The 26,537-nt window shown below is 68.3% G+C and carries 25 protein-coding genes; 18 read left to right on the top strand and 7 right to left on the bottom strand.

The genetic code is table 11. The annotated features are described in order from the left end of the window. The first annotated feature begins 199 nt into the window (after positions 1 to 199). From ACWV14_RS17635 to ACWV14_RS17625, 3 genes are all read left to right on the top strand, one after another. A complete protein-coding gene (locus ACWV14_RS17635; RefSeq protein ID WP_454902853.1) occupies positions 200 to 1,150 on the top strand; it encodes an adenylate/guanylate cyclase domain-containing protein in 951 nt (316 codons plus the stop codon). Positions 1,151 to 1,259: 109 nt separating this feature from the next. Next, positions 1,260 to 1,613: a hypothetical protein gene (locus ACWV14_RS17630; protein ID WP_422086806.1), complete on the top strand. Its 354-nt coding sequence runs from the start codon at positions 1,260 to 1,262 to the stop codon at positions 1,611 to 1,613. 300 nt (positions 1,614 to 1,913) lie between these two features. After that, positions 1,914 to 2,261 (top strand): hypothetical protein, encoded by a 348-nt coding sequence (locus ACWV14_RS17625; protein WP_454902852.1) that lies wholly within the window; start codon positions 1,914 to 1,916, stop codon positions 2,259 to 2,261. Between the two features lie 7 nt (positions 2,262 to 2,268). Here the strand turns inward: ACWV14_RS17625 and ACWV14_RS17620 are convergent, their stop codons facing one another. The 5 genes from ACWV14_RS17620 to ACWV14_RS17600 all read right to left on the bottom strand — a co-directional run bounded on the left by ACWV14_RS17620 (position 2,269) and on the right by ACWV14_RS17600 (position 8,895). Continuing rightward, positions 2,269 to 2,631: a response regulator gene (locus ACWV14_RS17620; protein ID WP_422086804.1), complete on the bottom strand. Its 363-nt coding sequence runs from the start codon at positions 2,629 to 2,631 to the stop codon at positions 2,269 to 2,271. A gap of 73 nt (positions 2,632 to 2,704) precedes the next feature. Then, positions 2,705 to 3,928 (bottom strand): hybrid sensor histidine kinase/response regulator, encoded by a 1,224-nt coding sequence (locus ACWV14_RS17615; protein ID WP_454902851.1) that lies wholly within the window; start codon positions 3,926 to 3,928, stop codon positions 2,705 to 2,707. Beyond that, positions 3,918 to 4,520, bottom strand: coding sequence for a chemotaxis protein CheB (locus ACWV14_RS17610; protein ID WP_454902850.1), 603 nt, complete (start codon positions 4,518 to 4,520; stop codon positions 3,918 to 3,920). Before ACWV14_RS17610 ends, ACWV14_RS17615 begins: the two co-directional genes overlap by 11 nt. After that, on the bottom strand, positions 4,517 to 5,398 hold the full coding sequence (locus ACWV14_RS17605) for a CheR family methyltransferase (protein ID WP_454902849.1): 882 nt from the start codon (positions 5,396 to 5,398) through the stop codon (positions 4,517 to 4,519). The genes ACWV14_RS17610 and ACWV14_RS17605 overlap by 4 nt, the downstream gene beginning before the upstream one ends. Further along, on the bottom strand, positions 5,395 to 8,895 hold the full coding sequence (locus tag ACWV14_RS17600; protein WP_454902848.1) for a response regulator: 3,501 nt from the start codon (positions 8,893 to 8,895) through the stop codon (positions 5,395 to 5,397). The genes ACWV14_RS17605 and ACWV14_RS17600 overlap by 4 nt, the downstream gene beginning before the upstream one ends. A gap of 145 nt (positions 8,896 to 9,040) precedes the next feature. Here ACWV14_RS17600 and ACWV14_RS17595 point away from each other — a divergent pair, with 145 nt between their 5' ends. Continuing rightward, positions 9,041 to 10,096, top strand: a complete 1,056-nt coding sequence (locus ACWV14_RS17595) for a DMT family transporter (protein WP_454902847.1) — start codon at positions 9,041 to 9,043, stop codon at positions 10,094 to 10,096. On the opposite strand, the gene chrA is transcribed toward ACWV14_RS17595, so the two are convergent. After that, positions 10,097 to 11,464 carry a chromate efflux transporter gene (gene chrA, locus ACWV14_RS17590; protein WP_454902846.1) on the bottom strand — a complete coding sequence of 456 codons (1,368 nt, stop codon included), beginning with the start codon at positions 11,462 to 11,464 and terminating at the stop codon, positions 10,097 to 10,099. A 159-nt stretch (positions 11,465 to 11,623) separates the two neighbouring features. Between chrA and ACWV14_RS17585 the strand changes: the two genes are divergently transcribed. From ACWV14_RS17585 to bioD, 12 genes are all read left to right on the top strand, one after another. After that, complete coding sequence (locus ACWV14_RS17585; protein ID WP_454902845.1) at positions 11,624 to 13,942, top strand: helicase C-terminal domain-containing protein; 2,319 nt, start codon at positions 11,624 to 11,626, stop codon at positions 13,940 to 13,942. A gap of 8 nt (positions 13,943 to 13,950) precedes the next feature. Next, positions 13,951 to 14,568, top strand: coding sequence for an alpha-ketoglutarate-dependent dioxygenase AlkB (locus ACWV14_RS17580; protein WP_454902844.1), 618 nt, complete (start codon positions 13,951 to 13,953; stop codon positions 14,566 to 14,568). Then, a complete protein-coding gene (locus ACWV14_RS17575) occupies positions 14,565 to 15,155 on the top strand; it encodes a DUF4304 domain-containing protein (RefSeq protein ID WP_454902843.1) in 591 nt (196 codons plus the stop codon). Before ACWV14_RS17580 ends, ACWV14_RS17575 begins: the two co-directional genes overlap by 4 nt. 89 nt (positions 15,156 to 15,244) lie before the next feature. Then, complete coding sequence (locus ACWV14_RS17570; protein WP_454902842.1) at positions 15,245 to 16,264, top strand: acyl-CoA dehydrogenase; 1,020 nt, start codon at positions 15,245 to 15,247, stop codon at positions 16,262 to 16,264. Continuing rightward, positions 16,252 to 17,013: a PIG-L deacetylase family protein gene (locus ACWV14_RS17565; RefSeq protein WP_454902841.1), complete on the top strand. Its 762-nt coding sequence runs from the start codon at positions 16,252 to 16,254 to the stop codon at positions 17,011 to 17,013. Before ACWV14_RS17570 ends, ACWV14_RS17565 begins: the two co-directional genes overlap by 13 nt. Then, on the top strand, positions 17,010 to 17,615 hold the full coding sequence (locus ACWV14_RS17560) for a class I SAM-dependent methyltransferase (RefSeq protein WP_454902840.1): 606 nt from the start codon (positions 17,010 to 17,012) through the stop codon (positions 17,613 to 17,615). Before ACWV14_RS17565 ends, ACWV14_RS17560 begins: the two co-directional genes overlap by 4 nt. Beyond that, positions 17,612 to 18,310 carry a glycosyltransferase gene (locus tag ACWV14_RS17555; protein ID WP_454902839.1) on the top strand — a complete coding sequence of 233 codons (699 nt, stop codon included), beginning with the start codon at positions 17,612 to 17,614 and terminating at the stop codon, positions 18,308 to 18,310. Before ACWV14_RS17560 ends, ACWV14_RS17555 begins: the two co-directional genes overlap by 4 nt. A 135-nt stretch (positions 18,311 to 18,445) precedes the next feature. Next, the gene (locus ACWV14_RS17550; protein WP_454902838.1) at positions 18,446 to 18,757 is read left to right on the top strand and encodes a plasmid stabilization protein; all 312 of its coding nucleotides are present in this window, start codon (positions 18,446 to 18,448) and stop codon (positions 18,755 to 18,757) included. Between the two features lie 18 nt (positions 18,758 to 18,775). Beyond that, positions 18,776 to 19,639 carry an NmrA family NAD(P)-binding protein gene (locus ACWV14_RS17545; RefSeq protein ID WP_454902837.1) on the top strand — a complete coding sequence of 288 codons (864 nt, stop codon included), beginning with the start codon at positions 18,776 to 18,778 and terminating at the stop codon, positions 19,637 to 19,639. Positions 19,640 to 19,935: 296 nt separating this feature from the next. Further along, positions 19,936 to 21,315 (top strand): adenosylmethionine--8-amino-7-oxononanoate transaminase, encoded by a 1,380-nt coding sequence (bioA, locus tag ACWV14_RS17540; RefSeq protein WP_454902836.1) that lies wholly within the window; start codon positions 19,936 to 19,938, stop codon positions 21,313 to 21,315. Continuing rightward, on the top strand, positions 21,299 to 22,534 hold the full coding sequence (gene bioF / locus ACWV14_RS17535) for an 8-amino-7-oxononanoate synthase (protein WP_454902835.1): 1,236 nt from the start codon (positions 21,299 to 21,301) through the stop codon (positions 22,532 to 22,534). Before bioA ends, bioF begins: the two co-directional genes overlap by 17 nt. Continuing rightward, entirely contained in the window at positions 22,531 to 23,277 is a 747-nt protein-coding gene (gene bioD / locus ACWV14_RS17530; protein ID WP_454902834.1) for a dethiobiotin synthase, read from the top strand. The genes bioF and bioD overlap by 4 nt, the downstream gene beginning before the upstream one ends. Here bioD and ACWV14_RS17525 read toward each other — a convergent pair. Continuing rightward, entirely contained in the window at positions 23,260 to 24,312 is a 1,053-nt protein-coding gene (locus tag ACWV14_RS17525; protein WP_454902833.1) for an aldo/keto reductase, read from the bottom strand. The two genes, bioD and ACWV14_RS17525, sit on opposite strands and share 18 nt — an antisense overlap. A gap of 230 nt (positions 24,313 to 24,542) precedes the next feature. On the opposite strand from ACWV14_RS17525, the gene ACWV14_RS17520 reads away from it, so the two are divergent. After that, positions 24,543 to 25,544, top strand: coding sequence for an AraC family transcriptional regulator (locus tag ACWV14_RS17520; RefSeq protein ID WP_422086786.1), 1,002 nt, complete (start codon positions 24,543 to 24,545; stop codon positions 25,542 to 25,544). A 21-nt stretch (positions 25,545 to 25,565) separates the two neighbouring features. Beyond that, on the top strand, positions 25,566 to 26,507 hold the full coding sequence (locus ACWV14_RS17515) for a cation diffusion facilitator family transporter (RefSeq protein ID WP_454902832.1): 942 nt from the start codon (positions 25,566 to 25,568) through the stop codon (positions 26,505 to 26,507). Positions 26,508 to 26,537 lie beyond the last annotated feature (30 nt).

The following is a 26,537-nucleotide window of genomic DNA, read 5'->3' as shown; positions in this document are numbered from 1 at the left end:
TGTTTTCTTAAGTACTACATCTGGTTGTGATCAATTTGTGAATCCGTCTCTCTGTTACTCGCGTATACAACTCCGTCAACAGCGAAGTTGTGCAGATCGTTCCTTTGACCAGGCGTGTGTCAAGGAAAACTGCTTGCGGAGGAACACCAGGAGCGCGGACCATGGTTAACTAAAGATCGCAATCGAGAACCACAACAATATGGGTGTCAATTCCACAGTCGTATTCGCGGACTTGACGGGGAGCACCAGGGTCTTCGAGGCCATGGGCAATGCAAGAGCCACGGAAACCGTGACGCGACTTACTCAATGGATCGGCGGTGTCTGCCAGGCCCATGGCGGGCGGGTCGTCAAGTCGCTGGGAGACGGCGTGTTTGCCATCTTCTCCAGCGGCTCGGCCGCCACGCACGCGGTCATCGAATTGCAGCGCTATCACCAGAAGCGCCTGCTGGTCTGGCCCGCGCCGTTGCGCATGGCGCTGCAGATCGGCGTTGCCAGCGGCGATGTGGTGGAGGTCGAGGGCGATTGCTATGGCGACGCCGTCAACCTGGCATCGCGGCTCAGCGACCTTGCCGGCCCCGGCCAGATCTGGGTGACCGACGCCGTGATCTCGCAGCTGCGCGATGGCGGCGTGCAGCACCGCGACCTCGGGCTGATCAACATTCGCGGGCGCAGCGAAATGTCGGTGGTGCACCGCATCGACTGGCAGGAGGAAGTGACGTCTTTCCTGACCGTGCCCGCGGCGCTCGCGCCTGCGCGCATGCCTGATTCATCGTTCGGCCAGATCGAGCTGGCCTGGCTCGACGTGCGCTCCATGTTCAGCCTCGAGCAGTTGCCCATCCATCTCGGCCGCGTCGACGACGCGCAGTTCGTGGTGAACGATCCGCGCGTGTCGCGGCTGCATGCGCGCATCGAGGTGCGGCAGGGCAGTTGCGTGCTGATCGACGTCAGCACGTACGGCACCTGGGTGCGTTTCCACGGCAATGGCGGCCCCAGCACCGAAATCGCCCTGCGGCGCGAGGAATGCGTGCTGCACGGCAGCGGGGAAATCGGCCTCGGTGCGCCGCTGAGCGACTTCAGCGCCCCGACCATCTCCTTCAACACGACGGGCGGCGACGTGATGCTGACGCGCCGGGAAATCGCGCGGCGGTGACGTTTGGCAACCATCTGTCCGCGCGCCGGGTGCACCGCGTGCGTGCAAGATGCGTTGCGTATGAACCCGGGCGCTGTCCGCCCCGGTCCCTCCTGGCTCTGGAGCCGCAATGAACACCAAAAATCATTCTTCCGTTTTCAAATGGGCCGCCATCGGCGCAATCGCAGCCGCTGCGCTGCTTGCCGTGGGTTCCGCCAGCGCACGCACGAGCTGGTCGGTGCAGATCGGAACGCCGGGCTATGTCGACGCTTATCCGGCGGCGCCTTACTACCCGCCGGCACCGGTCTATTCGTATCCGGCCCCGATCTACTACGCACCTCCGCCGCCGGTCTATTACCGTCCCCCGCCGCCCGTGTACTACCGTCCGGCCCCGGTCTACGTGCCGCCTCCGGGCCGCGTCTACTACGGCCCCGGCTATCCGTACCGTCCGCCTAACGGCGACTATTACGAAGACCGCGACTGACGGCTTTCTCCAAACCATGGCATGCCTTCTGGCATGCCATTTTTGTTTCCGCAAGTGACGAAAAGGTCACAAAAAGTCACATTCTTGGATTCGACCGCCGCGCGCCTCCGTGGTCGCACACCCGAATTCCACAAGGCATGACGCTTGCCTTGAATGCTCCAACGGCACGTAACTGCCGAAGGAGCGAGGAACCATGGTTGAACAGATCAGGGCGGCAACAGCAATAACCGAAGACCTCAAGAGCTTCGGCCTGACGGCGCCGAGCGGCACCGCCTATCCGCGCGACAACGGGTTAATGGCATGACCGGACTCATCGGAATGGAAGGCGGGGCCACCATCAGCTTCGCGCCAGAGCTTCCCAGCCCGCCGCGTGCGCGCACGGGCGATGCAACGTTGATGCCCGTGCACCCCTTCACCAGCGTCGAAACCGCCATCGCCGCAGTGCACGCGCTCGATGGCGAACTCGAGAAGTTCGAACTCGCCGTGGCCGACAGCCTGCAGGACTACCTCGGCGTGCAGATGGCGCAGATCACCGACAGCGCGCTGGCCCGCGGCTGGGAGCCGGTCAGCTTCATGCAGAGGGACGGATTCCGGCTGTATCGCTACGAGGCCATGCGCAGCTACACGAGGCGCGGCAAACGGCGCTGAGCCGTATTCAGCCCGGCGGCTGCGCCAGGATCCGGTCCAGCTTGTCGATATCGATCGGCTTTTGCAGGTGGTGGTCGAACAGGCCCTTGGCCGATTGGCCGCCACTGTCATTGGCCGAGAAACCCGAGATCGCCACCAGCAGCTTCGGTGCACCAGAGGCCGCATTGGCGCGCAACTGGCGGGCCACTTCGGTGCCCGGGAAGTCGGGCAGCGTGAGGTCGATCAGCGCGGCATCGAAGCTCTCGGCTGCGGCCGCGTCGAGCGCCTGTCGGGCTGTGTAGGTGCAGCGCGCCGTGTGGTCCTGCAATGTCAGCAGTTCCTGCAACAGGTCGGCCGCGGCTTCGTTGTCGTCGACGATCAGCACATTCACAGCTTTGTTTCTTTCCGGATTTTCGAAGTAATCAGTATCGCGGCCGCCCGCCCGCATGGGGGTAGGAGCATGCCTACGTTGGTTGCGGGGCGGTGTTGCCGGAATCGGGAATCTGCAGCGGCAGTTCGACCACGAAGGTCGAGCCCTCGCCGGGGGCGCTCTCCACGCCGATGTGCCCCGCATGCAGGCACACGATCTTGCGCGTGATGTACAGCCCCAGCCCCAGCCCCGCCGCATGCCGGCGGCTGTCGTCGGTGCGCTCGAACTGCTCGAAGATGCGCGCGTGGTCTTCCGGCGCGATGCCGATGCCCTGGTCGCGCACCGCCACGCGGGCGGTGTCGCCTTCGAGACTCACAGTCATCTCCACCGGCTTGCCGCCGCCGTAGCGCAGCGCGTTGGTCAGCAGGTTGGTGAGCACCTGTTCGATGCGGAATTCGTCCCACACGCCGCGCAGCTCGGGCGGCGCCTGCAGCGTGATGACCGAGCCGGCGGCTTCGGCCTGCTGGCGCAGGTTTTCGACCACCGCGCGGGAGAGCGCGCTCAGGTCCACCGGCTTGGTCTGGATCGACAGCGCGTCGCGCCGCATGCGCGTCACGTCGAGCATGTCGTCGATCAGACGCACCATGTTGCGGATCTGCCGCTGGTCGCGCTCGATCATCGACGGCAGCCTGTCGGGCGCGAAGTTGGCGAGGTTGCCCTTCGACAGATGCAGCTGGCGCAGCTGCGCCTCGAGGTAGAGGGTGTTGAGCGGCGTGCGCAGCTCGTGCGACACCATCGACATGAAGTCGTCGCGCATGCGCACCGCGCGCTCCAGCTCGCGCTGGGTGTGCTGCAACTGCTGCACCAGTTCTTCCTGCTTGTGGTGGGCGGCCGCGAGCTGGTCCATCTCGTGGCGCAGCGCCTTGCGGTGGCGGTGCAGGTCGACGAACACGTTGACCTTGCTGACCACCGCGTGCGGGTCCAGCGGCTTGTGCAGGAAGTCGACCGCGCCGCTTTCGTAGCCCTGGAAAGCGTAGTTCAGCTCGCGCCCCGCGGCGCTCACGAAGATGATGGGAATGTGCCGCGTGCGCTCGGTGCCGCGCATCAGCTCGGCCAGCTCGAAGCCGTTCATGCCCGGCATCTGCACGTCGACGATGGCCAGCGCGAACTCGTGCTCCAGCAGCAGCGCCAGCGCCGCTTCGGCCGAGGCCGCGCGATACACCACGCGCCCCGGCGCACGGATGAGCGCCTCCAGCGCCAGCAGGTTCTCCGGCAGGTCATCGACGATCAGCAGCTTGCTCTCGATGTCAATGTTCATGGGCCGACTCCAATTGCAGAAGCAGGGCGCGCAGTTCGCGCAACGGGAGCACGTAGTCGGGGGCGTGGCGCGCGATGGCGGCTTGGGGCATGGTCGGGATCTGAGCTTCTGTCGGGTCCTGTACGGCGGTCAGTCCGCCGGCCAGATGGATGCGGTGCAGCCCCTCGGCACCGTCATAGTTGGCGCCGGTCAGCAGGAAACCGGCGAGGGCGGGGCCGTAGGCATCGGCCGCGGAGGTCATGAGCACATCGATCGACGGCCGCGAGAACAGCACGGGCGGCTCGCAGCTCAGCGAGAAGGCGCGCTCGCGCTCGATCGACAGGTGATAGCCCGGCGGCGCGAAGTACAGGCTGCCGGCCGCAAGCGGCATCTTGTCGGCTGCCTCGCGCACCGGAATAGGCAGCCGCTGCGCGAAGATCTCTGCCAGGTGGCTTTCGTGTTCCTCGGGCAGGTGCAGCACCACGGCCATCGGGATGTGCCACGTGGCGGGCAGGTCGCGCAGCAGCGTGTTGAGCGCGTCGATGCCGCCCGCGGAGGCGCCGAGCACCACGGCCTCCACGCGCTTGTTGGTCGAGCGAATCCGCCTTTTCATGTGGCCTTGCGGTAGATGCGCTCCGCGCGCGCGTGGGTGTCGAAGCGGTCCGAATACCCCGAGAAGTCGATGCTCTCCTTCGAGCCCAGCCCCAGGAAGCCGCGGTGCGACAGCGACTCGTGGAACAGCCCCAGCGCCCGGTCCTGCAGCTGCCTGTTGAAGTAGATGAGCACGTTGCGGCACGACACCAACTGCGTCTCCGCGAACACGCTGTCGGTGGCCAGGCTGTGGTCGGCAAAGATCACGTCGGCACACAGCGAGGGGTCGAAGCGCGCGGCCTCGTAGGCGGCGGTGTAGTAGTCGGAGAACGCGCTGCGTCCGCCCGCGCGCTGGTAGTTGGTGGTGTAGCCGCGGATCGCCTCCAGCGGAAAGATGCCCTGGCGCGCCTTCTCCAGCGAGGCCGGGTTGATGTCGGTGGCGTAGATCTGCGTGCGCTCGAGCAGGCCTTCCTCGCGCAGCAGGATGGCGAGCGAGAACACTTCCTCGCCGGTGCTGCACCCCGCCACCCAGACCTTGACCGAGGGGTAGGTGTGCAGGATCGGCACCACGTGCTGGCGCAGCGCCAGGAAGTACGCCGGGTCGCGGAACATCTCGCTCACCGGGATGGTCAGGAACTGCAGCAGCCGGCCGAACAACAGCGGGTCGCGCAGCACGCGGTCCTGCAGCGCCGAGATGCTCGGCAATCCGAGCTGCTCGAGCGCATGCAGCACGCGGCGCTTCTGCGAAGCCATGGTGTAGTTGCGGAAGTCGTAGCTGTACTTGAGGTAGATGGCCTCCATCAGCAGGCGCAGCTCGATCTCGGTGTCGCTCAGGGGCGGCAGCGGCGGCGCGACCGCCGTGAGCGGCGTCGCGGTAGAACCGGGGCGTGATGTGGTCACAGGCGCTCCATTTTCGGCATCCACACCCGCAGCAGCGAGAACAACCGTTCCAGGTCCACGGGCTTGGCGAGGTAGTCGTTGGCGCCCGCGGCCAGGCATTGCTCGCGGTCGTCCTTCATGGCCTTGGCGGTGATGGCGATCACCGGCATCTTCTCGAAGCGCGGGTCGGCGCGCATGCGGCGCGTGGCTTCCAGGCCATCCATCTCCGGCATCATCACGTCCATCAGCACCAAGTCGATCTCGCGCACCTGGTCGAGCTTTTCCAGCGCCTCGCGGCCGTTGCGGCCGATTTCCACGGCCGCGCCGCGCTGCTCGAGCGCGCTGGTCAGCGCGAAGATGTTGCGCACGTCGTCGTCCACCAGCAGGATGGTTCGGCCCTCGAAGATGCGGTCGCGCCCGCGCGCCGTCTTGAGCATGCCCTGGCGTTCGCTCGACAGTTCGGCTTCCACCTTGTGCAGGAACAGCGTCACTTCGTCGAGCAGGCGCTCGGGCGAGCGCGCGCCCTTGATGATGATCGAGCGCGAGTAGCGCTGCAGCTCGGTTTCCTCGTCGCGCGTGAGATTGCGCCCGGTGTACACGATGACCGGCGGGAACGACACGATTTCCTCGGCCGCCATGGCCTTGAGCAGCTCGCTGCCCTGCATGTCGGGCAGCCGCAGGTCGGTGATCATGCAGTCGAAGACGCGGGTGCGCAGCAGCTCCAGCGCCTCTTCGCCGGAGCCCACGGCCACGATCTCGATGTCGTCGTCCTCGATCAGGCGCATCACGCTCTCGCGCTGCAGCTCGTCGTCTTCCACCAGCAGCACCACCTTGACCTTCTGGGTGAGCTTGTCTTCCAGCCGCGCGAACACGCGCATCAGCTCGTCGCGCGTGGTCGGCTTCAGCGCATAGCCGATGGCGCCCATCTGCAGCGCCGCGCCCTGCGCGTTGTCGGCGGCCGAGACCACGTGGATCGGGATGTGGCGGGTGTGCGGCGAGTCCTTCAGGCGTTGCAGCAGGTCCAGGCCGGTGCTGTCGGGCAGGCGCATGTCCAGCAGGATGGCGTCGGGCACGAACTGCGTTGCCAGCTCGAAGCCGTCGGCCGCGCCGTGCGCCACCAGGCAGCGGTAGCCGAGTTCATGCGCCAGGTCGTAGAGGATGTGCGCGAACTGCGGCTCGTCCTCGATCACCAGCACGCGGCGCACCTGGTCGCGCGGCAGCGAGCGGTCGTCCGCGAACTGCGGCGCGGGCACCGGGGAGGGCGGCTGGGGCGGGAGCGGCACGGCTGGCGCGGCCGGTGCCAAGCCAACCGGGGCGTGCGCCGGCTTGGGCGTGTAGACGGCCGACGGCGCGGCCGATGCATTGCCCGAGGCCTGCGGCGCCTTGGCCGGAAGCTGCAGCACGAAGGTGCTGCCCTGGCCCGGCTGGCTCTGCACTGCGAGCGTGCCGCCCAGCAGCTGCGTGAGGTCGCGCGAGATCGACAAACCCAGTCCTGTGCCGCCGTAGCGCCGGCTGGTGGTGCCGTCGGCCTGGCGGAAGGCCTCGAAGATCAATTCGTGCTGCTGCGGGTCGATGCCGATGCCCGAGTCGGACACCGCAAAGGTAGCGCCGCCGTCCGCCGCGGCAGACACCACCAGCGCCACTTCGCCGCGGTCGGTGAACTTGAGCGCGTTCGACAGCAGGTTCTTCAAAATCTGCTCCACGCGCTGGCGGTCGGTCACGAGCGAGGCGGGCGCATCGGGCTTGATTTCGAGGCGGAAGCTCAGGTTTTTCTGCTTCGCCAGCGGCCGGAAGGTGGTTTCCAGGCTCTCGGCGAGCCGGCGCAGGGACACGTCTTCCGGCACCACCTCGAGCTTGCCGGCCTCGACCTTCGAGATGTCGAGGATGTCGTTGATCAGCACCAGCAGGTCGTTGCCCGACGAATAGATCGACTCCGCGAACTTCACCTGCTCCCTGGTAAGGTTGCCCTGCGGGTTGTCGCCCAGCAGCTTGGCCAGGATGAGCGCGCTGTTCAGCGGCGTGCGCAGCTCGTGCGACATGTTCGCCAGGAACTCCGACTTGTAGCGGCTGGCGCGCTGCAGTTCGTCGGCGCGGTCTTCCAGGTCGCGCTGCACGCGGCGCAGCGCGGTGTTGCGCTGGTCGAGCGCCTCGGTGCGCTCCGACAGCTGGCTGTTGGTCTGCTCCAGCTCGGCCTGCTGGTTCTCCAGCATGGCCTGGGAGGCACGCAGCGCACGCGACTGCTCCTCGAGTTCTTCGTTGGCGGTGCGCAGTTCTTCCTGCTGCACCTGCAGTTCCTCGTTGAGCTGCTGGGTCTCGGCCAGCACGTCCTGCAACTGCTCGCGGTAGCGCGCCGCAGCCAGCGAGCTGCCGATGTCGTCGGCCACCACGTCCAGCAGCTGGCTGCCGCGCTCGTCCAGCGGGCCCGGCAGGCCGAGTTCGATCACGCCGTTGACCATGCCGTCGCTGGCCACCGGCAGAAGCAGCACGGCCTTGGGCGTCATCTCGCCCAGGCCCGAATTGACCTTCAGGTAGTCGGCATCGACAGGCTCGATCACCATGCGGCGGCGCTCGGCCGCAGCCTGGCCGACCAGGCTCTCGGTCGGCGAGAAAACTTGCGGCGTGGCCTCGGCCGCGCTCGAGAAGCCGTAGCTCGCGGCCCGGTGCAGCGGCCCGTGCCGCTCGCGCACATACATGGCGCCGACCGACGTGCCCAGGTGGCGCGAGAAGAAGGCCAGGATCTTGCGTCCCATGTCCGGCGCGCTGAGCTCGCCCACCAGTTCGCCCACCAGCTCGGTCTGCGCGCCGCGCAGCCAGGCCTCGTGCGTCAGTCGGTCGGCGTGGGCTGCCTGCTCCTTCAGCACCACGTCGTAGCTGTCGGACAGCCGCATCAGCTGCCGGCGGCCGAAGTAGGCCACCAGCCCGGTGAGCGTCAGCGTGAACAGCAGGAACAGGCAGATCACCCACCACGCGGTGCTGTTGGCATTGTTGTTGCGCTGGAAGCGCAGCGTCTGTTCGGTGTCGATGAAGGCGGTGAACTCGGCGCGCATGTCGTCGGTCAGCCGCTTGCCGCGGCCCAGCCGCACCTGGGCCTGGGCGTCCTCTCCGGCGCGGCGCGCGGCGATCAGGCTGCGCGCGAATTCGTTCCACGTTGCCTGCGTGGCCGCGATGCGGTCGAGGCGCTCGACCTGCTGGCGGTTGTCCGACACCAGCTCGCGCAGCGCGGCCGTGTCGGACTTCATGCGGGGCAGGGCACTCTGGTAGGGCTCCAGGAAAGCCTCGTCACCGGTGATGAGGAAGCCGCGCATGCCGGTTTCCATGTCGATGCTCTGGCGCTGAAGCTCGCTGGCGGCACGGGTCACGCGGTCGGTGTGCTCGACCCAGCCGATGGTGTTGAGCAGGAACAGGATCAGCCCGACGAACACCACGGCGCCGAAGATGCCGCCGATCAGGGGGAGCTTGAGGTTGCGGCTCAGCAGACGGTCGAAGTCTTCGGGGTCTATCGCGGAGTGGGAGTTCATCGGTCGCATTTGTAAGCAAAACTTGTCAAGTTTTGCCGAAAAACGACGCTGTTCCTGTCGGAGAAGACCTCGTCAGGGCTATCCCCTGCGATTTCGCAGAGGAAGCGCACCCATGACAATCCGCTTCGCCACCAGATAACCGACCATGACCGCCCGCCATCTCTCCCTCCCCGCCGTGAAGGGCGGTCTGCTCGCATTGCTCGCTGCCGCTCTTTTCGGCATCAGCACGCCGCTCGTCCAGCATTTCGGGCAGGGCATGGGGGCGTTCACGACCGCGGCGCTTCTTTATGCTGGTGCGGCGGCTGTCGGCTTCGCGACCCGCCAGCGGGTGGAGCGTGAAGCGCGCATGGTGCGCGCCGATCTGCCCCGGCTCCTGCTGATGGCCATGTTCGGCGCGTTGATCGGCCCGGTCGCCCTTGCCTGGGGACTGCAGCACACAGGCGGCACCAGCGCTTCGCTGATGCTGACGCTGGAGGCGCTGTTCACGGCGCTGCTGGCGCGCTTGCTCTACCAGGAGACGATGGACAGGCGCGTATGGGCCGCCATGCTGCTTCTGTTCGCGGGTGGCGTGGCCCTGGTTCTGGACCAGGGCAGAAACGGCGGTGCGCAATTCTGGGGAATGCTGGCGGTGCTGGTGGCGACTGCTGCCTGGGGCGTGGACAACACGCTTTCGCGCGCGCTGGCCGAACGCGACCCTGGGCAGGTCGTGCTGGGAAAGGCGGCCATCGGCGCGGTGGCGGCTACTTTGCTGGGCCGGTTGCTGCAGGAGCCGGCACCTGCGCCGGCTTCGGCGGTGATCCTGTTCGCCGTCGGCGCGACCGGGTATGGGCTCAGCCTTCGCTTCTACCTGCTTGCGCAGAGAGCCTTCGGCGCTGCGCGCACCGGCTCTGTCTTCGCCTTTGCGCCGTTCATCGGTGCGGCCTTTGCCATTGCGCTCGGCGATAGAAGCGGTACCTGGATGATGGCGGCGGGCGGCGTGCTGATGATGCTCGGCGTGGTGCTGCACCTGATGGAGTCCCATGGCCACGAGCATGCGCACGAGCGCCTCGCGCACGAACACGCGCACCGCCATGACGACGGTCACCACGACCACACCCACGAGGTCATGCCGTCGGGCGCCCACAGCCATCCCCATGTGCACGAGCCGCTGCGGCATGCCCATGCGCATGTGCCGGACGCCCACCATCGGCACGCGCACTGACTAGCCAGGGATCAGCAGGGAAAGCACCAGTCCCAGCATCGCGCAGGCACCCAGCAGCGGCAGCACCCTGACCTTGAAGCGGAACAAGGCAATGGCTGCAGCCACGGCTATTGCCGCTGACATGGCGTCGAAGTGGCCGCCGAAGCCCTGCGGCCACAGCACGTGATAGGCGAAGAAGAACGCCAGATTCAGGATCACGCCCACCACCGCCGCAGTGATGGCGGACAGCGGCGCGGTAAACCCCAGCTTGCCGTGCGTTGCTTCGATGGCGGGGCCGCCGGCCAGAATGAAGACGAATGACGGCAGGAAGGTGAAGAAGGTCACCACGGTGGCGGCCAGCGCACCCGCCAGGAAGAGCGAATCAGGCCCCAGCACCCTGTGCAGCCAGCCCCCGACGAAGCCGACGAAAGCCACGACCATGATCAGCGGGCCGGGCGTGCTCTCTCCGAGGGCCAGCCCGTCGATCATCTGCGCGCCTGTCAGCCAGTGGTATTGATCGACTGCCCCTTGGTAGACGTAGGGCAGCACGGCATAGGCGCCGCCGAAGGTCAGCAATGCGGCCTTGGTGAAGAACCAGCCCATCTGCGTGAGGGTCGCGTCCAGCCCCTGGACGGCGACAAGAATGCCCATGGCCGCGAGCCACAGGCCCAGGCCGATGCCCAGGACCTTGACCAGCCGAGAGCGCGAGAAGCGTGCGTGCGGCGGCGTGGGCGTGTCGTCGTCGATCAGCGCGGGTCCGTAGCTCTGCCGGGCCGCTCCGTGGCCGCCGCCCAGCGCGAAAACTCCGGGCGCCCGTTTTGCACCGAAATACCCGATCAGGCCGGCCGCCAGCACGATGGCCGGAAACGGCGTGTCGAACGCGAAGATCGCCACGAAGGCCGCGGCGGCAATGCCGCACATCCACCTGTTTCTCAATGCCCGGCTGCCGATGCGATGGGCCGCATGCAAGACCAGCGCAGTGATCGCCGGCTTGATGCCGTAGAAAACGCCGGCCACTGCGGGCACGTTGCCGAAGCGGAGGTAGATCCATGACAGCGCGATCAGGATGAACAGCGAAGGCAACACGAACAGCGCCCCGGCGACGATGCCGCCGCGGGTCTTGTGCATCAGCCAGCCGATATAGGTGGCCAACTGCTGTGCCTCGGGGCCGGGCAGCAGCATGCAGAAGTTCAGCGCATGCAGAAAGCGCTTCTCGCTGATCCAGCGGCGGCGCTCGACCAGCTCGGTGTGCATGATCGCGATCTGGCCGGCGGGACCGCCGAAGCTGATGAAGCCGAGCTTGAGCCAGAAGCGCAAGGCTTCGGCAAAAGTGACGGGCTGAGGGGGCGCGGAAGGCGCGGGGGGGGCGTCGGGCAAGGCAGTGTCCACGGGATGCTCGGTTGTGGGTCTCCAGCGCTTGGACGGGACACCGTCTTGCTTTGCAGGCCGGGAGGCTGTTTTCCCCGGTGCGGCATCGTAGCAGCCGCCAGGATTGGTCCTTGGCCCCGGTCGGCGATAACATCTGTATATCCATCCAGTTGTTTCGCAATGGACTCCGAACCCCTCCATCCGGCTGCTCACACCGTTTCCGTCAAGGCCCTGTGCGCCTTCGGCGCGAAGGCGGGCGACCTCGACCTTCGCTTCGTGCCCGCGCCCAGCGCGCTCGAAGGCATGGCCGGCCACGCGCTGGTGCAGCACCGGCGCGGCGGCGACTATGAATGCGAGGTCGGTCTGGAAGCCACCTGCGGCGGAGTGCACGTGCGCGGCCGTGCCGACGGCTATGAATTCCACAAGGCAAGGGTGGAGGAGATCAAGACCTTCCGCGGCGACTTCGACGCCATCCGTGGCAACCACCGCGCGCTGCATTGGGCGCAGGCCCGCACCTACGGCTGGATGCTCTGCGAGCGGGACGGCCTCGACGAGATGACGGTCGCGCTGGTCTACCTCGACCTTGCCACCGGTGACGAGACCGTGCTCGAAGAGCACCACACCCGCGAGGCCCTGCGCGAGCACTTCGAACTGCTGTGCGGCCGCTATGCCGCCTGGGCCGAAAGCGAAGCCGCGCATCGCGCCGCGCTGGATGGCACGCTGGCCGCGCTCGTGTTTCCGTACGGAAGCTTCCGCGCCGGCCAGCGCGAGCTTGCCGAGGCCGTTTATCGCGCGGGCGCGGGCGGCCGCTGCCTCATGGCGCAGGCGCCCACCGGTATCGGCAAGACGCTGGCCACCATCTTCCCGCTGTTGAAGGCGCGTGCCGGCCGCAAGATCGACAAGCTGTTCTTTCTCACGGCCAAGACCTCGGGCCGGCCGGTGGCGCTCGACGCGCTGCGGGTGCTCGACAAGGGACGCGGCCAGGGCCGGCTGCGCGTGCTCGAACTCGCGGCCCGCGAAAAAGTCTGCGAATACCCCGATCGCGCCTGCCACGGCGATGCATGTCCGCTCGCCAAGGGCTTCTACGACCGGCTGCCCGCCGCGCGCGAGCAGGCCGCGCAGGTGGCCTGGCTCGACCGGCAGGCGCTGCGCGACATCGGCCTTGCGCACGAGGTCTGCCCCTATTTCCTCGCACAGGAAATGGCGCACTGGGCCGACGCCATCGTCGGCGACTACAACTACTACTTCGACAGCAGCGCCTTTCTCTACGCCACCATGCGCGAGGCCGACTGGCGCGCCGCCGTGCTGGTGGACGAGGCCCACAACCTGCTCGAACGCGCGCGCGGCATGTACACCGCCGAGCTCGACGGCGGCGCGCTGGAGGAAGCCCATCGCATGGCCCCCGCAGCGCTGCGCGGTCCGCTGGCCCGCGTATTCCGCGAGTGGGACACCGTGCAACAGTCGCAGCAGGCCGACTACGAAACCGGCGACGAGATCCCCGAGCGCTTTCTTCGCACCCTGCAGGCGGCCAACACCGCCATGGCCGAGCACTTCGCGGCCACGCCCGATGCCTCGCAAGGGCCGCTGCAGCGCTTCTTCTTCGACGCGCTGCATTTCGCGCGGCTGGCCGAGGCCTTCGGCGACCATTCGGTGTTCGAGCGCACGCTTGGCGCCACGCAGCAGGCGCGCCGGCTGGCAATTCGCAACCTGGTGCCTGCGCCGTTCCTGCAAGGGCGCTTCGTGGAGGCGGCGTCGGTCACCTGTTTCTCGGGCACCCTGTCGCCTTTCGAGTTCTACCGCGACGCACTCGGCCTGCCCGAAGACACCGCGCTGCTCGACGTGGCCTCGCCGTTCCACAGCGCGCAGCTGCGTGTGGAAGTGGCCGTGGATGTGTCGACGCGCTTTCGCGACCGCGCGGGCTCGCTGCGCAATGTGGCGGACATCATCGGCGCGCAGTTCGAGCGCCTGCCGGGCAACTACCTCGCGTTCTTCAGCAGCTTCGACTATCTCGAGAAAGCCTGCGCCGCCTTCTCGATGCGGCACCCCGGCGTGCCGGTGTGGACGCAGACGCGCGGCATGCGCGAGGCCGAGCGCCACGGCTTCATCGCGCGCTTCGAGGAAGGCGGGCAGGGCATCGGCTTCGCGGTGCTGGGCGGCGCTTTCGGCGAGGGCATCGACCTGCCGGGCAGCCGGCTCATCGGCGCCTTCGTGGCCAGCCTGGGGCTGCCGCAATACAACGAGCTCAACGAGATCACCCGCGAGCGCATGCAGACGCGCTTCGGCAAGGGCTACGAGTACACCTACCTCTACCCGGGCCTGCAGAAGGTGGTGCAGGCCGCCGGCCGCGTGATCCGCACCGAGGAAGACAGGGGCGTGCTGCATCTGCTGGACGACCGCTTCGCGCGCGCCGAGATCCGCGAACTGCTGCCGCGCTGGTGGCATGTGCGAATGGCCGGGGACGCAGATGGCGACCATGGAACCGTGACTGAAGGCAGGTGACAAGGAAGATGCGCACCGCCAGACGCCTCGAGCATGCCGCCCAGCCCGACCTGTTCGGCGAGGCGCCGGTGGCGGCCATCGAGGGCCTGCGCTACGAGCGCGGCTTTCTGTGCGCCGCCGAAGAGGCCGAACTGCTGCGAATCGTGCAGGGCCTGCCGCTCAAGGAGATGCGCTACAAGGAATACACGGCGCGGCGCCGCGGCACCAGCTTCGGCGGCAGCTACGACTTCGACACCAACCGCCTCAAGCCGGGCGCGCCGCTGCCCGAGGCGCTGCATCCGCTGCGGGCCAAGGTGGCCGCATGGGCCGGCATGGGGCCCGAAGACCTCAGCCACGTGCTGATCGCCGAGTACCGGCCCGGCACACCGCTGGGCTGGCACCGCGACGTGCCCGACTTCGAGGACATCATCGGCGTCTCTCTGCACAACGACGCGGTGATGCAGTTCAGGCCCTACGTGCTCGGCGCGGCAGCCTCGGGGCCGGCCGCTCTCGAATTCCTGATCGAGCCGCGCTCGGTGTACCTGCTGCGCGGGCCGGCGCGCTGGGCATGGCAACATGCCATTGCGCCGACCGAGGCGCTGCGCTACTCCATCACCTTGCGAACAAGGAAAACAAGCAGACCATGAACCGCGCCGCCTTCCTCAAGCTGCTCTCGCAAAAACTCTATCCGGTGCTGAAGGCCGAAGGCTTCGAAGGCACGGGCCAGACGCTGAGGCGCATCGACGGGCCGATGATCCATGTGTTCAACGTGCAGGGCGCGAGCGGTGGAAAGAACTGCTACCTGAACCTTGGCGCGCACCTCGATTTCCTGCCGACGGAAGGCGGCGGCAAGGTGGCCCCCGATGCGGTGGAAGAGGCGCATTGCGTGTTCCGCGACCGGCTGGAACCTCCGCCCGGCCATGGTTCCGACTGGCTCTATGGCCAGACCAAAGATGAGGCCGAAGCGAATGTGGATCTCGTCGTTCGCGAGTGGGCGGGGCCCGGGCGCGCGTTCTTCGCCCGGTACGGCAGCTATCCGCAGAGCTTCGAGCAGCTGCTGCGCGAGACCGACCCTCACGAGATCCACGCGCGCAACGCCATGCACCTGGCACGCATCGCCGTGCACCTGGGTGATCTCGAACGGGCGCGGGCGCTGGTCGATGCCGGACTGGCACGCGCGCCCGAGCGTGCGACTTCGTTGAAGGCGGACCTGGCCGAAGTTCTGAAAGGCTGAGGCGCCACGAACCCCGGCAGCCGTGCTCCTACAGGGCGCGACGCCGCCCGCCGACGAAACCCGGCCTGGGGTCTCCCTAAGGTCGGCGCATGTTCGATGCCGCACCCGCCGATGTCCTTGCCTCCCTCGCACTTCGGCACGGCCGCGATCTGGCGCTGAAGCAGCTGGTCGACGCGGGCATCGACGTACTGCCGCTACCGGGCAGCGGCCAGACCATCGCGCGCTGGCGCGTGCTGGCAGCGGTCGCGGCGCACGATCTCTCGCTGGTCAAGCTCTTCGAAGGCCACACAGATGCTCTCGCCATCCTGGCCGAGCTTGGTGGTGGGCCGGCCGTTCCTGCGGGCGCGCGCTGGGGCACGTGGTGCGCGGAGCCGCCCGATGCGCGCGTGGTCTTCGAAGCGGCTGAAGGAGCGCGCGATCTGCGGCTGAACGGCACCAAGGCCTGGTGCTCCGGCGCGGCCAGCGTCACGCATGCCGTGGTCAGTGGGTGGAACGCTGAAGGCGAGCCGTGCCTGGCCGCAGTCGCGATGGACCAGCCCGGCGTCCGCGTGACCGGTGAAGGCTGGCATGCCGTCGGCATGGCCGCGAGCGCCAGTGTCGATGTGCGCTTCGACGACGCACGGGCCGTGCTGATCGGCCAGCCCGGCGACTACACGCGGCGCCCGGGCTTCTGGCAGGGCGGGGCGGGCATCGCTGCCTGCTGGTTTGGCGGCGCGCTCGGCATTGCTCGGCGGGTTCGCGAATCCACCGGGCCGAAGGCCGATGCCCACAGGCAAGCTCATCTGGGCGCTATAGAGGTTGCACTCGGCGGGGCCGCTGCCTTGCTGCGCGAATCCGCCGAATGGATCGACCGCCATCCGCGCGACAACGCGCAGCGCGTCGCGATGCGGACCCGGCTCGCTGTCGAGCGGGCTGCCGCAGACCTCATGCACCACGCCGGCCGCGCGGTCGGTGCCGGTCCGCTGTGCCGTGAACCGCAGTTCGCGCGCGCCATGGCCGATCTGCCCGTGTTCCTGCGCCAGAGCCATGCCGAGCGCGACCTTGCGGCGCTCGGCCAGTTGGTCATCACCAAAAGCACCGAAGAGGAGACGTCGCCATGGACGCTGTAGAAAGCCGAGCCATCCGCGGCGAAGGCACGACCGAAGCCGAATGGAGCAACTGGCCCGGCCTGGCAGGCCTGCCCACGGTTGCGCCGCACGATCTGGTTCCCGCAGGTTCGCGCGCGGTCGTCGTGGCGCCACATCCCGACGACGAGGTTCTGTCCGTCGGTGGCCTGCTCGCGCAATTGGCCGACAGCGGCACGCCGGTCGAAGTGATCGCCGTGACCGACGGCACCGCCAGCCATCAGGGGTCCACCGAATGGCCGGCCGAGCGGCTCGCGCAGGCCCGCCCGCGCGAAAGCCTGCGGGCACTGCATCGGCTGGGGCTGGACGGCATCGAGCCCGCCCGGCTGGGCATGCCCGATGGCGGCCTGAAGGCGATGCGGGCGGTGCTCGCGGCGCGCCTGGTGTCGCTGCTGCGGCCACGCGACGTGGTGTTCACCACCTGGCGTCACGACGGCCATCCCGACCATGAAGCCACCGGTGAGGCCTGTGCCATGGCCGCCGCGAGCGCGGGCGCTCGGCTGGTCGAAGTGCCGGTATGGGGCTGGCACTGGTCGCGGCCCGGCGATGCGCGCATGCCGTGGCAGCACGCCTTTCGCCTGTTGCTCAGCGAAGAGGCCGTGCGCCGCAAGCGTGCGGCGGTACAGGCCTTCACCAGCCAGTTGCGGAGTGACGCTTCCACCGGCTCCGGCCCGGTGTTGCGCGACACCACCGTGCAACGCGCCGCGCGGCCATACGAGGTGGTGTTCCTGTGACCGAGGGAAAGCGCCCGTATTTCGACGCACTCTACGCGTCCAGCGACGACCCCTACGCATTGCGCGAGCGCTGGTACGAAGCCCGCAAGCGCAACGTGCTGCTGGCCGCGCTGCCGCGGCAGCACTACGGCAAGGCCTATGAACCCGGCTGCGGCGCCGGCGAACTCACGCATGCGCTCGCGCCACGCTGCGGGCAGTTGCTGGCGAGCGATTTCTCAGACCGCGCGGTTCAGATCACGCAAGAGCGCACCCGCGAACTGCCCAACGTGCGTGTCGAACAGCACGTGCTGCCCGGCGACTGGCCGCGTGACGCCGGCCCCTTCGACCTGATCGTGCTCAGTGAAGTCGGCTACTTCCTGCAGCGCGCGGACATGCAGCGCGTGGCCGAATGCTGCGAGGCCTCTCTGGCCGCCGACGGCACGCTGGTGGCCTGCGACTGGCGGCCCGGCTTCGAGCAGCGAAGCCTGCCGACGGACGAGGTGCACGGCATCCTCGGCGCACTGGGTCTCGCATGCCTGGTGCTTCACGAGGAAGACGATTTCGTGCTGCATGTATGGGCACGCGACGGCCGCTCGGTGGCGCAACGCGAGGGCATCCGATGATCGGCGTCGTGATTCCCGCGCACAACGAATGCGAACGGCTGGGCGCGGCGCTGGCCGCAGTCTGGGCGGCGGCGCGGCATCCCGCGCTGGATGGCGAGCCGGTCGGCGTGATCGTGGTGCTCGACAGTTGCACCGATGGCAGCGACCGCATCGCCGAGCAGCACCGCGTGGCGCGGCTGGCGCTCGACGTGCGCAACGTCGGCATTGCGCGTGCCCGTGGTGCCGAGCTGTGCATCGAGGCCGGCGCGCGATGGCTGGCCTTCACCGATGCCGACACCGTGGTCGCCCCCGACTGGCTGGCGATGCAACTCGCCGAAAACGCCGACGCGGTGTGCGGCTGCGTCAGCGTCGACGATTGGAGCGTGCTCGGCGCCGAAGGCGAGCGGGCGAGGGCGCATTTCGACAGCCGCTACACGCATGCCGACAACCACCGGCATGTGCACGGCGCCAACCTCGGCGTGGCGGCCGAGGCCTATCGCCGTGCCGGCGGCTTCGCGCCGCTGGCCTGCAGCGAAGACGTGGCGCTGGTCGAGGCGCTGCAGGCCAGCGGTGCGCGCATTGCCTGGAGCGCCGGCCCGCGCGTCATCACCAGCGCGCGCACCGATGCGCGTGCACGCGGCGGCTTCGGCGACACGCTGCTGGCCATGGTGGCTTCGCTGGCACCGGCGCCGCTTCTTGCCAGCGCCCCGGCGTGAGTGGCGTAGCCGGCCTCCTGACACCCCCTTGACAGAAGACAGACAGCGCTTACGCGAGGCGCTTGCGTCTTCTTACCCGCAAGGCGGCGTGCGTCTACAGCATCGGAAGCTCCTCAACCTTGCAGGAGCACGAACATGCCAAGAGGCGACAAGTCGTCCTATTCGGACAAGCAGAAGCGGCAGGCCGAGCACATCGAGGAAGGCTACGAACACCGCGGCGCCGGCAAGGCCGAAGCCGAGCGCCGCGCCTGGGCCACGGTGAATGCCGAGACCGGCGGCGGAAAGAAGTCGGGCTCCGGCCGTGGCAGGGCGGAGAACCATGCGCCCGCGCGCAAGGGCGGCCGGCTGGGCGGCGCCGCTGCGGCGCACCGCACGGCCGCCGAGCGTTCCGCGTCGGCCAAAAAGGCAGCCGCCACCCGCAAGCGCAACGCCGAGAAGCGCGGCTGAGCGTCGGGGGAATTGGCGATGCACATCATTCTTGGCGCGACGGGTCATGTCGGCTCGGCGCTCGCGCAGGCCTTGCTCGCGCGCAACGAACCCGTCACCGTGCTGACGCGCGATGCGAGCAAGACCGAGGCGCTGCGCCGCAAGGGCGCGCGCGTGGCGGAGGTCGATGTGTTCGACACGCCCGCGCTGCACCGTGTGTTCCAGGGCGGCAAGAGGATCTTCGTGCTGAACCCGCCGGCGCCGCCGTCCACCGACACGGTCGCCGAGGAGCGCCGCAGCTTGCGAGCGATCCTGGCCGCGCTCGAGGGCTGCAGGCCCGAGAAGATCGTGGCCGAATCGGTCTATGGCGCGCAGCCCGGCGAAGGCATCGGCGACCTCGGCGTGCTCTACGAGATGGAACAAGCGCTGCAGGCCGGGCCGGCGCCGTTCAGCGCGTTGCGCGCTGCCTACTACATGAGCAACTGGGACGCGTCGCTGAAGACCGCGCGTGAAGAGGGCAAGGTGCACACCATGTACCCGCCGGAGTTCACGCTGCCGGTGGTCGCGCCACACGACCTGGGCGAGTTCGCTGCAAAGCTGATGCTGGGGCCGGCCGAGTCTTCCGGCCCGCACTATGTCGAAGGGCCGGCGCGCTACTCGTCCGCCGACGTGGCGGCGGCTTTTGCCGAGGCGCTGGGGCGATCGGTGGAGGCAGTGCAGACGCCACAGGCGCAATGGGTGCCGGCATTCGAGGCGCTGGGCTTCTCGAACGCTGCAGCCAGGTCTTATGCGGCGATGACGCGCCTGACGCTCGAAAGCACGTTCGAGCCGCAGCGGCCTGAGCGCGGCGCGATCACGCTGCGTGGCTACATCACCGCGCTGGTGAGAAAAAGCCCAAGCTAGCGATGTTGGAAATGCGCCAGAAGCATGGCCGAATAGTGCGGAAACACTTCGCTTGCCAGCGAGAACCGGACATTCCACTGCGATCTCTGGCGGAAGCCTGACAACTTGCAACGAGCCCGCATGCTGGCCCGCTTGCACGATGCGGTTGTCTTGCGCGACGCTGACTCCAACGTGCTTTCTACCCCTGCCAACATCGCCCAACACACCGTCTTGTCACGCCCTCGAAGCCCGTTTGCCCGCAGCGTGATGCGTCTATACGATCCCGCGCCTCAGTCCCTCTTCAAAGGAATGCGCTGGTGCCTTCAACGACCGATTCTTCTCCCGGCAATGCCGGCTGGCAGCAACGCAGCCGACGCCATGTATGGCACCCGTGCACCCAGAGCATCCGGCTCGAAGCCGCGCCGCCGCTGCCCATCGCGCGCGGCGAGGGCGTCTGGCTGTTCGACCACGAGGGCAAGCGCTACATGGATGCCACCAGCTCCTGGTGGGTCAACCTGTTCGGCCATGCGCATCCGGCCATCAACGCCGCGCTGAAGGCGCAACTCGATACCCTGCCGCACGTGATGCTCGCGGGCTGCACGCATGCGCCGGCGGTGGAGTTGGCCGAGCGCCTGTCAGCGCTCACGGGCCATGCGCTGGGCCATTGCTTCTACGCCTCCGACGGCGCCTCGGCTGTGGAGATCGCGCTGAAGATGAGCTTCCATGCCTGGCGCAATGCCGGGCGTGGCGGCAAGCAGCGTTTCGTGGCGCTGCGCCAGGGCTACCACGGCGAGACCCTGGGCGCGCTGCACGTCACCGACGTGCCGGTGTTCCGCGACGCCTACGCGCCGCTGCTCGCAAACGCGCATCTCGTCGCCTCGCCGGACGCGCGCGGCGCGTTACCGGGCGAAGGCCCCGCCGACGTGGCGCGCCGCGCCGCCGCCGAACTCGAAGCTTTGCTGGCCGGGCATCGCGACAGCATCGCCGCCGTCATCCTCGAGCCGCTGGTGCAATGCGCCGCCGGCATGGCGATGCACGACCCCGAATACCTGCGCCGCGTGCGCGCGGTGTGCGACCGCCATGAAGTGCACCTGATCGCCGATGAAATAGCGGTCGGCTGCGGCCGCACCGGCAGCTTCTTCGCCTGCGAGCAGGCCGGCATCTGGCCGGACTTCCTGTGCCTGTCGAAGGGCATCAGCGGTGGTTACCTGCCGCTCGCGCTGGTGATGACGCGCGACGACATCTACGCCGGCTTCGTCGACGACGATGCGGGGCGCAGCTTTCTGCATTCGCATTCGTACACCGGCAACGCGCTGGCCTGCCGCGCGGCGCTGGCCACGCTCGACCTGTTCGAAAGCGAAGATGTATTGCGGCGCAACCGCGCCCGCGCCGCGCGCCTGCTGCAAAGGCTGCGCGAAGGGCTCGAGGGCTTGCCGGTCGATCACCTGCGCCAGCAGGGCCTGATCACCGCGTTCGACGTGCGCGAGCCGGGCGCGCGCTTCGCCGAGCGCTTCCATATGGCGGCGCGAGACCACGGGTTGTTGATGCGCCCGATCGGCAACACCGTTTACCTGATGCCGCCGTATGCCATCGGCGACGGCGAAATCGACCTGCTGGTCGACGGCACGTTGGCCACGCTGAAGGCAGTAGAGGTCACCGGCGCACAGGAAGGAGCCCGCGATGTCGCGCTTGCTTGAGCGCCTGCAAGGCGAGATTGCCGCGCTCGACGCGCAATCGCTGCGCCGCCGCCGCCAGATCGCCGAGACCGCCTGCGCGCCCCGGCAGACGCTCACGCTGCACGGAGCCTCGGCGCCGCGCACCATGCTCGGCTTCAGCAGCAACGACTACCTGGGCCTTGCCGCGCATCCCGCACTGGCGGCGGCCTGGGCCGAAGGCGCAGCGCTGTACGGCACCGGCAGCGGCGGCTCGCACCTGATCCTGGGCCATTCGCGGGCGCATGCGCAGCTCGAAGAACGGCTCGCGGACTGGATGGCACCGTTCATCCCAGAGGCGCGCAGCCTGTTCTTCTGCACCGGCTACATGGCCAACCTCGCGGTGCTGTCGGCGCTGGGCGGGGCGGAGGCGGTGATCTTCTCGGAGGCGCTCAACCATGCCTCGCTGATCGACGGCGCGCGGCTGGCCAAGGCCCGCGTCGAGCGCTATCCGCATCGCGACGTGGCCGCGCTCGACGCGCAGCTCGGGGCCTGCGATGCGCCGGTCAAGCTCATCGTGAGCGACGCGGTGTTCAGCATGGACGGATGCATTGCCCCGGTGGCCGAACTGCTGGCGCTGGCCGAGCGGCACGACGCCTGGCTGGTGCTCGACGATGCGCACGGCTTCGGCGTGCTGGGCGCCACCGGGCGCGGCGTGCTCGAAGCCATGGGGCTGCGCTCCGAACGGCTGATGCTGGTGGGCACGCTGGGCAAGGCGGCGGGCGTGGCGGGCGCCTTCGTGGCGGCGCATTGCACCGTCATCGATTACCTGGTGCAGCGCGCGCGGCCCTACATCTTCACCACGGCCGCGCCGCCGGCGGTCGCGCATGCCTTGCTCGCGAGCCTTTCTCTGATCGAAGGCGAGGAGGGCGACGAGCGGCGCGGCCGGCTGCGGGCCCGCATCTCGCAGCTGCGGCAGGGGCTGGCCGAGGTGCTGCCCCGCGATGGCAGCGTGTGGCTGCCGCCTTCGCCCACGGCGATACAGCCGCTGATCGTCGGAGACAACGCACGCGCGATGCAGACGATGGCGCTGCTCGATGCGCAGGGCCTGCGCGTCGGCGCGATCCGCCCGCCGACCGTGCCCGAGGGCACCGCCCGGCTGCGCATCGCGCTGTCGGCCAGCCACACGGAGGCCGACGTGGCGCGGCTGATCGACGCATTGGGGCAGGCGCTCGCGCAGCAGCCTTGCGAGGAGGCCGCATGACGCCGCGCCGCTGGTTCGTCACGGGCACCGACACCGGCATCGGCAAGACGCTGGTCAGCAGCGCGATGCTGAGCCTGCTGGCCGGCTCAGGCCTGCGCGCGGTGGGCATGAAGCCGGTGGCCGCGGGCCTGGAGCAGATCGACGGGGAATGGCACAACGAGGACGTCACGCGCCTGCAAGAAGCCGGCAACGTCGATGCGCCGATGGCGTTGCGCTGCCCGTACCTGCTTCGTGCGCCCATGTCGCCGCACCTCGCGGCCAGGGAAGAGGGCGTGCGCATCGCGCTGCAGCCGCTGCTGTCGGCCTTCTCTCAACTGTCGGCGCGCGCCGATGCGGTGGTGGTCGAGGGCGTGGGCGGCTTCTGCGTGCCATTCGGCGACGACCTGGACAGCGCCGATCTCGCGGTGGCGCTGGGCTTGCCGGTGATCCTGGTGGTCGGGCTGCGGCTGGGCTGCCTCAACCATGCGCTGCTGACCGCCGAGGCGATCCGCGCGCGCGGGCTGGTGCTCGCAGGCTGGGTGGCCAGCATGGTCGATCCGCTGATGCTGTCGCCGCAGGCCAACCTGCAGACGCTGCGGGCCCGGCTCGGTGCGCCGTTGCTGGGCATCGTGCCCCACCTGGCGCACCCCGATGCCGCGCAGGCGGCCCGCCACATCGACTTGCGTGCCCTGCGCGCGACGGCGGCCCACGCCGCGCGCCTCGCTGCCTCGCAAGCGCACGAAGCCTCAGCCGCGCTGGCCTGATTCCGCAAGGCGCGTGGCCCGCGCGCCGCCCTGGCGCTCGAGCATCCAGCCCGGGTACTCGGCGGGCAGCGCGCTCACCTTGTCCAGCGTGGCCAGTTCGTCGGGCGTCAGCTTGATGGCGGTGGCGGCGATGTTGTCGTCCAGTTGCTCGGCGCGCTTGGCGCCGATGATCACGCTGGTCACCACCTGCTGGTGCAGCAGCCATGCCAGCGCGATCTGCGCCACCGACACCTTGCGGGCCTCGGCCAGCTGGCGCATCACGTCGATGCAGTCGTAGGCGCGGTCGATGTTCACCGGCGGGAAGTCGAAGGTGGTGCGGCGGCTGCCTTGTTGCGCCTCGACGTCGCGGCCGAACTTGCCGCTCAGCAGGCCGCCTGCCAGCGGGCTCCAGACCATCAGGCCGACGTTTTCGCTGCGCAGCATGGGCGCCAGTTCGCGTTCCAGGTCGCGCCCGGCGATGGTGTAGTACGCCTGCAGCGACTCGAAGCGCGCCAGCCGGTCGCGCTCGGCGATGCCCAGCGCCTTGGCGATCTGCCAGGCAGCCCAGTTCGACACGCCCACGTAGCGCACATGGCCGTGGCGCACGAGGGTGTCGAGCGCATGAACCGTCTCCTCGATGGGCGTGAGCGGGTCGAAGCCGTGGATCTGGTACAGATCGATATGGTCCAGCTGCAGCCGCCTCAGGCTGGCCTTGACGCCGTCCATGATGTGAAAACGCGAGGCGCCGGCCGAGTTGACGCCCTTGCTGCCAGTCTCGCCCAGCACCTTGGTCGCCAGCACGAAGCTGTCGCGCGGCACCTTGAGGTTCTTCAGGGCCTGGCCGGTTATTTCCTCCGACAGTCCTTCGGAGTACACATCCGCCGTGTCGATGAAGTTGATGCCGGCGTCCAATGCGCGGCCAATGAGCCCTTCGGCCTCGGCCTGCTGCAGGTTGCCGATCTGGCCCCAGATGCCGGAGGAGCCGCCGAAGGTCATGGTGCCCAGGCACAGTTCCGAAACCAGGAGGCCGGTGCGGCCGAATTTGCGGTATTGCATGGCGTGATTCCTTTGCGTTGAAGGCGCTCCGGAGCCGGTCGGCCCGGGGCGACAGCGAAAAGTATCCGGCTGCGGACCCTGGCGAGGCGAGCGCGTTCCTGCAAAGTATTTGCCTGATTCTCCAGAGCTCTTTTGCGGCGCGTGCGAATTTGCGGACGGGGCGCTAAGCTGCAAACCGCTCATTCCTCCACGGGCCGCTACGCGGCCCCCATCGCGACAAGGCCCCGAACATGTCCGACGAAACACCCCAAATCAACGCCGTGGTTGGCCAGCCGGCCCAGCCGATGCCGCTCGAACCCGAGATCGACGAAGCCCGCAAGGAGCTGGTGGCACTGCTCAAGCACGTCATGCGCGGGCAGGACGGCACCGTCATCACCGCCGTGCCCGGCCTGCATGTGTTCTGCATCAGCAAGCCCGAAGGCCCGAAGCACGCCTTCGCGTCCCCGGCGCTCGGGCTGATCGCGCAGGGCTCCAAGCGCATCATCGTGGGAGACGACATCTATGTGTACGACCCCATGCACTACCTCGTGACCTCGGTCGACCTGCCGGTGTGCGGGCAGGTGCGCGTGGCCAGCAACAACGAGCCGTACCTCGGATTGCGGCTGGAGCTGGCGCTGGACGACATCGGCGAGCTGATTCGCGACGAGAAGCTGCCCGCCAAGGCCAACGCGCCGGCCTCGCGCGGCATGTACGTCAACCGCATCGCAATGCCGGTGCTGGAGCCGGTGCTGCGCCTGCTGCGGCTGCTGGAAACGCCGGAAGACGTGCCGATCATGGCGCCGCTCATCAAGCGCGAGATCATGTACCGCCTGCTGGTGAACGGCGAAGGCGCGCGGCTGCGGCAGATCGCGCTGCAGGACAGCCACACCCAGCGCATCGCCAAGGCCATCAGCGCGCTGCGCGTGAACTACGCGCAGTCGCTGCGGGTGGAGGACATGGCGCGCGCGGTGCACATGAGCGTGTCGTCGTTCCACCACCACTTCAAGGCCGTCACCGCCATGAGCCCGCTTCAGTACCAGAAGCAGTTGCGGCTGCAGGAGGCGCGCCGGCAGATGCTGATCGCCGGTGCCGACGTGGCCTCGGCGGCGCACAACGTGGGCTACGAAAGCCCGTCGCAGTTCGCGCGCGAGTACGGCCGCATGTTCGGCGCGCCGCCGCTGCGCGACAAGCGCCGCTGGCTCGGCGAGGCGGGCAACGACGCGCTCGCGGCGGCCTCGATGGAAGCGGCATGACGCGCGCGGCCGGTTCGCTTCATGGCTGAATCGAAGGTCGCGATCTACGGCGCCATCGGTGCGAACGTTGCGATCGCCATCACCAAGTTCGTGGTGGCGGGCATCACCGGCAGCTCGGCCATGCTGTCCGAAGGCATCCACTCGGCCGTCGACACTTTCAACGGCGTGCTTCTGCTGGTAGGGCTTCGCCTGAGCAAGCGGCCGGCCACGCAGGAGCATCCCTTCGGGCACGGCAAGGAGCTGTACTTCTGGAGCCTGATCGTCGCGGTGCTGATCTTCGGGCTGGGCGGCGGCGTGTCGTTCTTCGAGGGCGTTCAGCACATCCGCCACCCCGAGCCGATGCGCGACCCGACATGGAACTACGTCGTGCTCGCGGCCGCGGCGCTGTTCGAGGGCACGAGCTTCTTCATCGCACTGAAGGAGTTCCGCGCGCAGGCACGCGGGCAGCCTTTCTGGCAGGCGCTGGAGCGCAGCAAGGACCCGACCACCTACACCGTGCTGGCCGAAGACTCTGCCGCGCTGGCGGGGCTGGCGGTGGCGGCGCTTGGCATCTACTTCAGCCATTCGCTCGGCATGCCGGAGCTCGACGGCGCGGCCTCGGTGGTCATCGGCCTGCTGCTGGCGGGCGTGGCGGTGTTTCTCGTCAGCCAGGCGCGCGGCCTGCTGATCGGGGAGGGCATCCGGCCCGAGACGGCGCGCGCCATCCGCGCCATTGCCATGGAACAGCCGGGCGTGAAAGACGTGGGCCGCGTGCTGTCGATGTACATCGGCCCCGACGAGGTGCTGGTGGTCGTCGACGTGAACTTCAGGGACGACACGCAGACCGGAGACGCGGCCGACGCCATCGCGGCCATCGAGCGGCAGGTGCGCGCGCGGTTCCCGATGATCAAGCGCATCTTCATTGAGGCGAGCGATGCGCCGGCACCCGACAAGGCGACGCAAGGGCAGCAGGACGCCTTCTAGCACTTGCTGCGATTTCTTGCGTCGTCACGA

The sequence above is a fragment of the Variovorax durovernensis genome (genome assembly GCF_977011995.1).
This window is presented reverse-complemented; position numbering and strand designations above follow the sequence as displayed.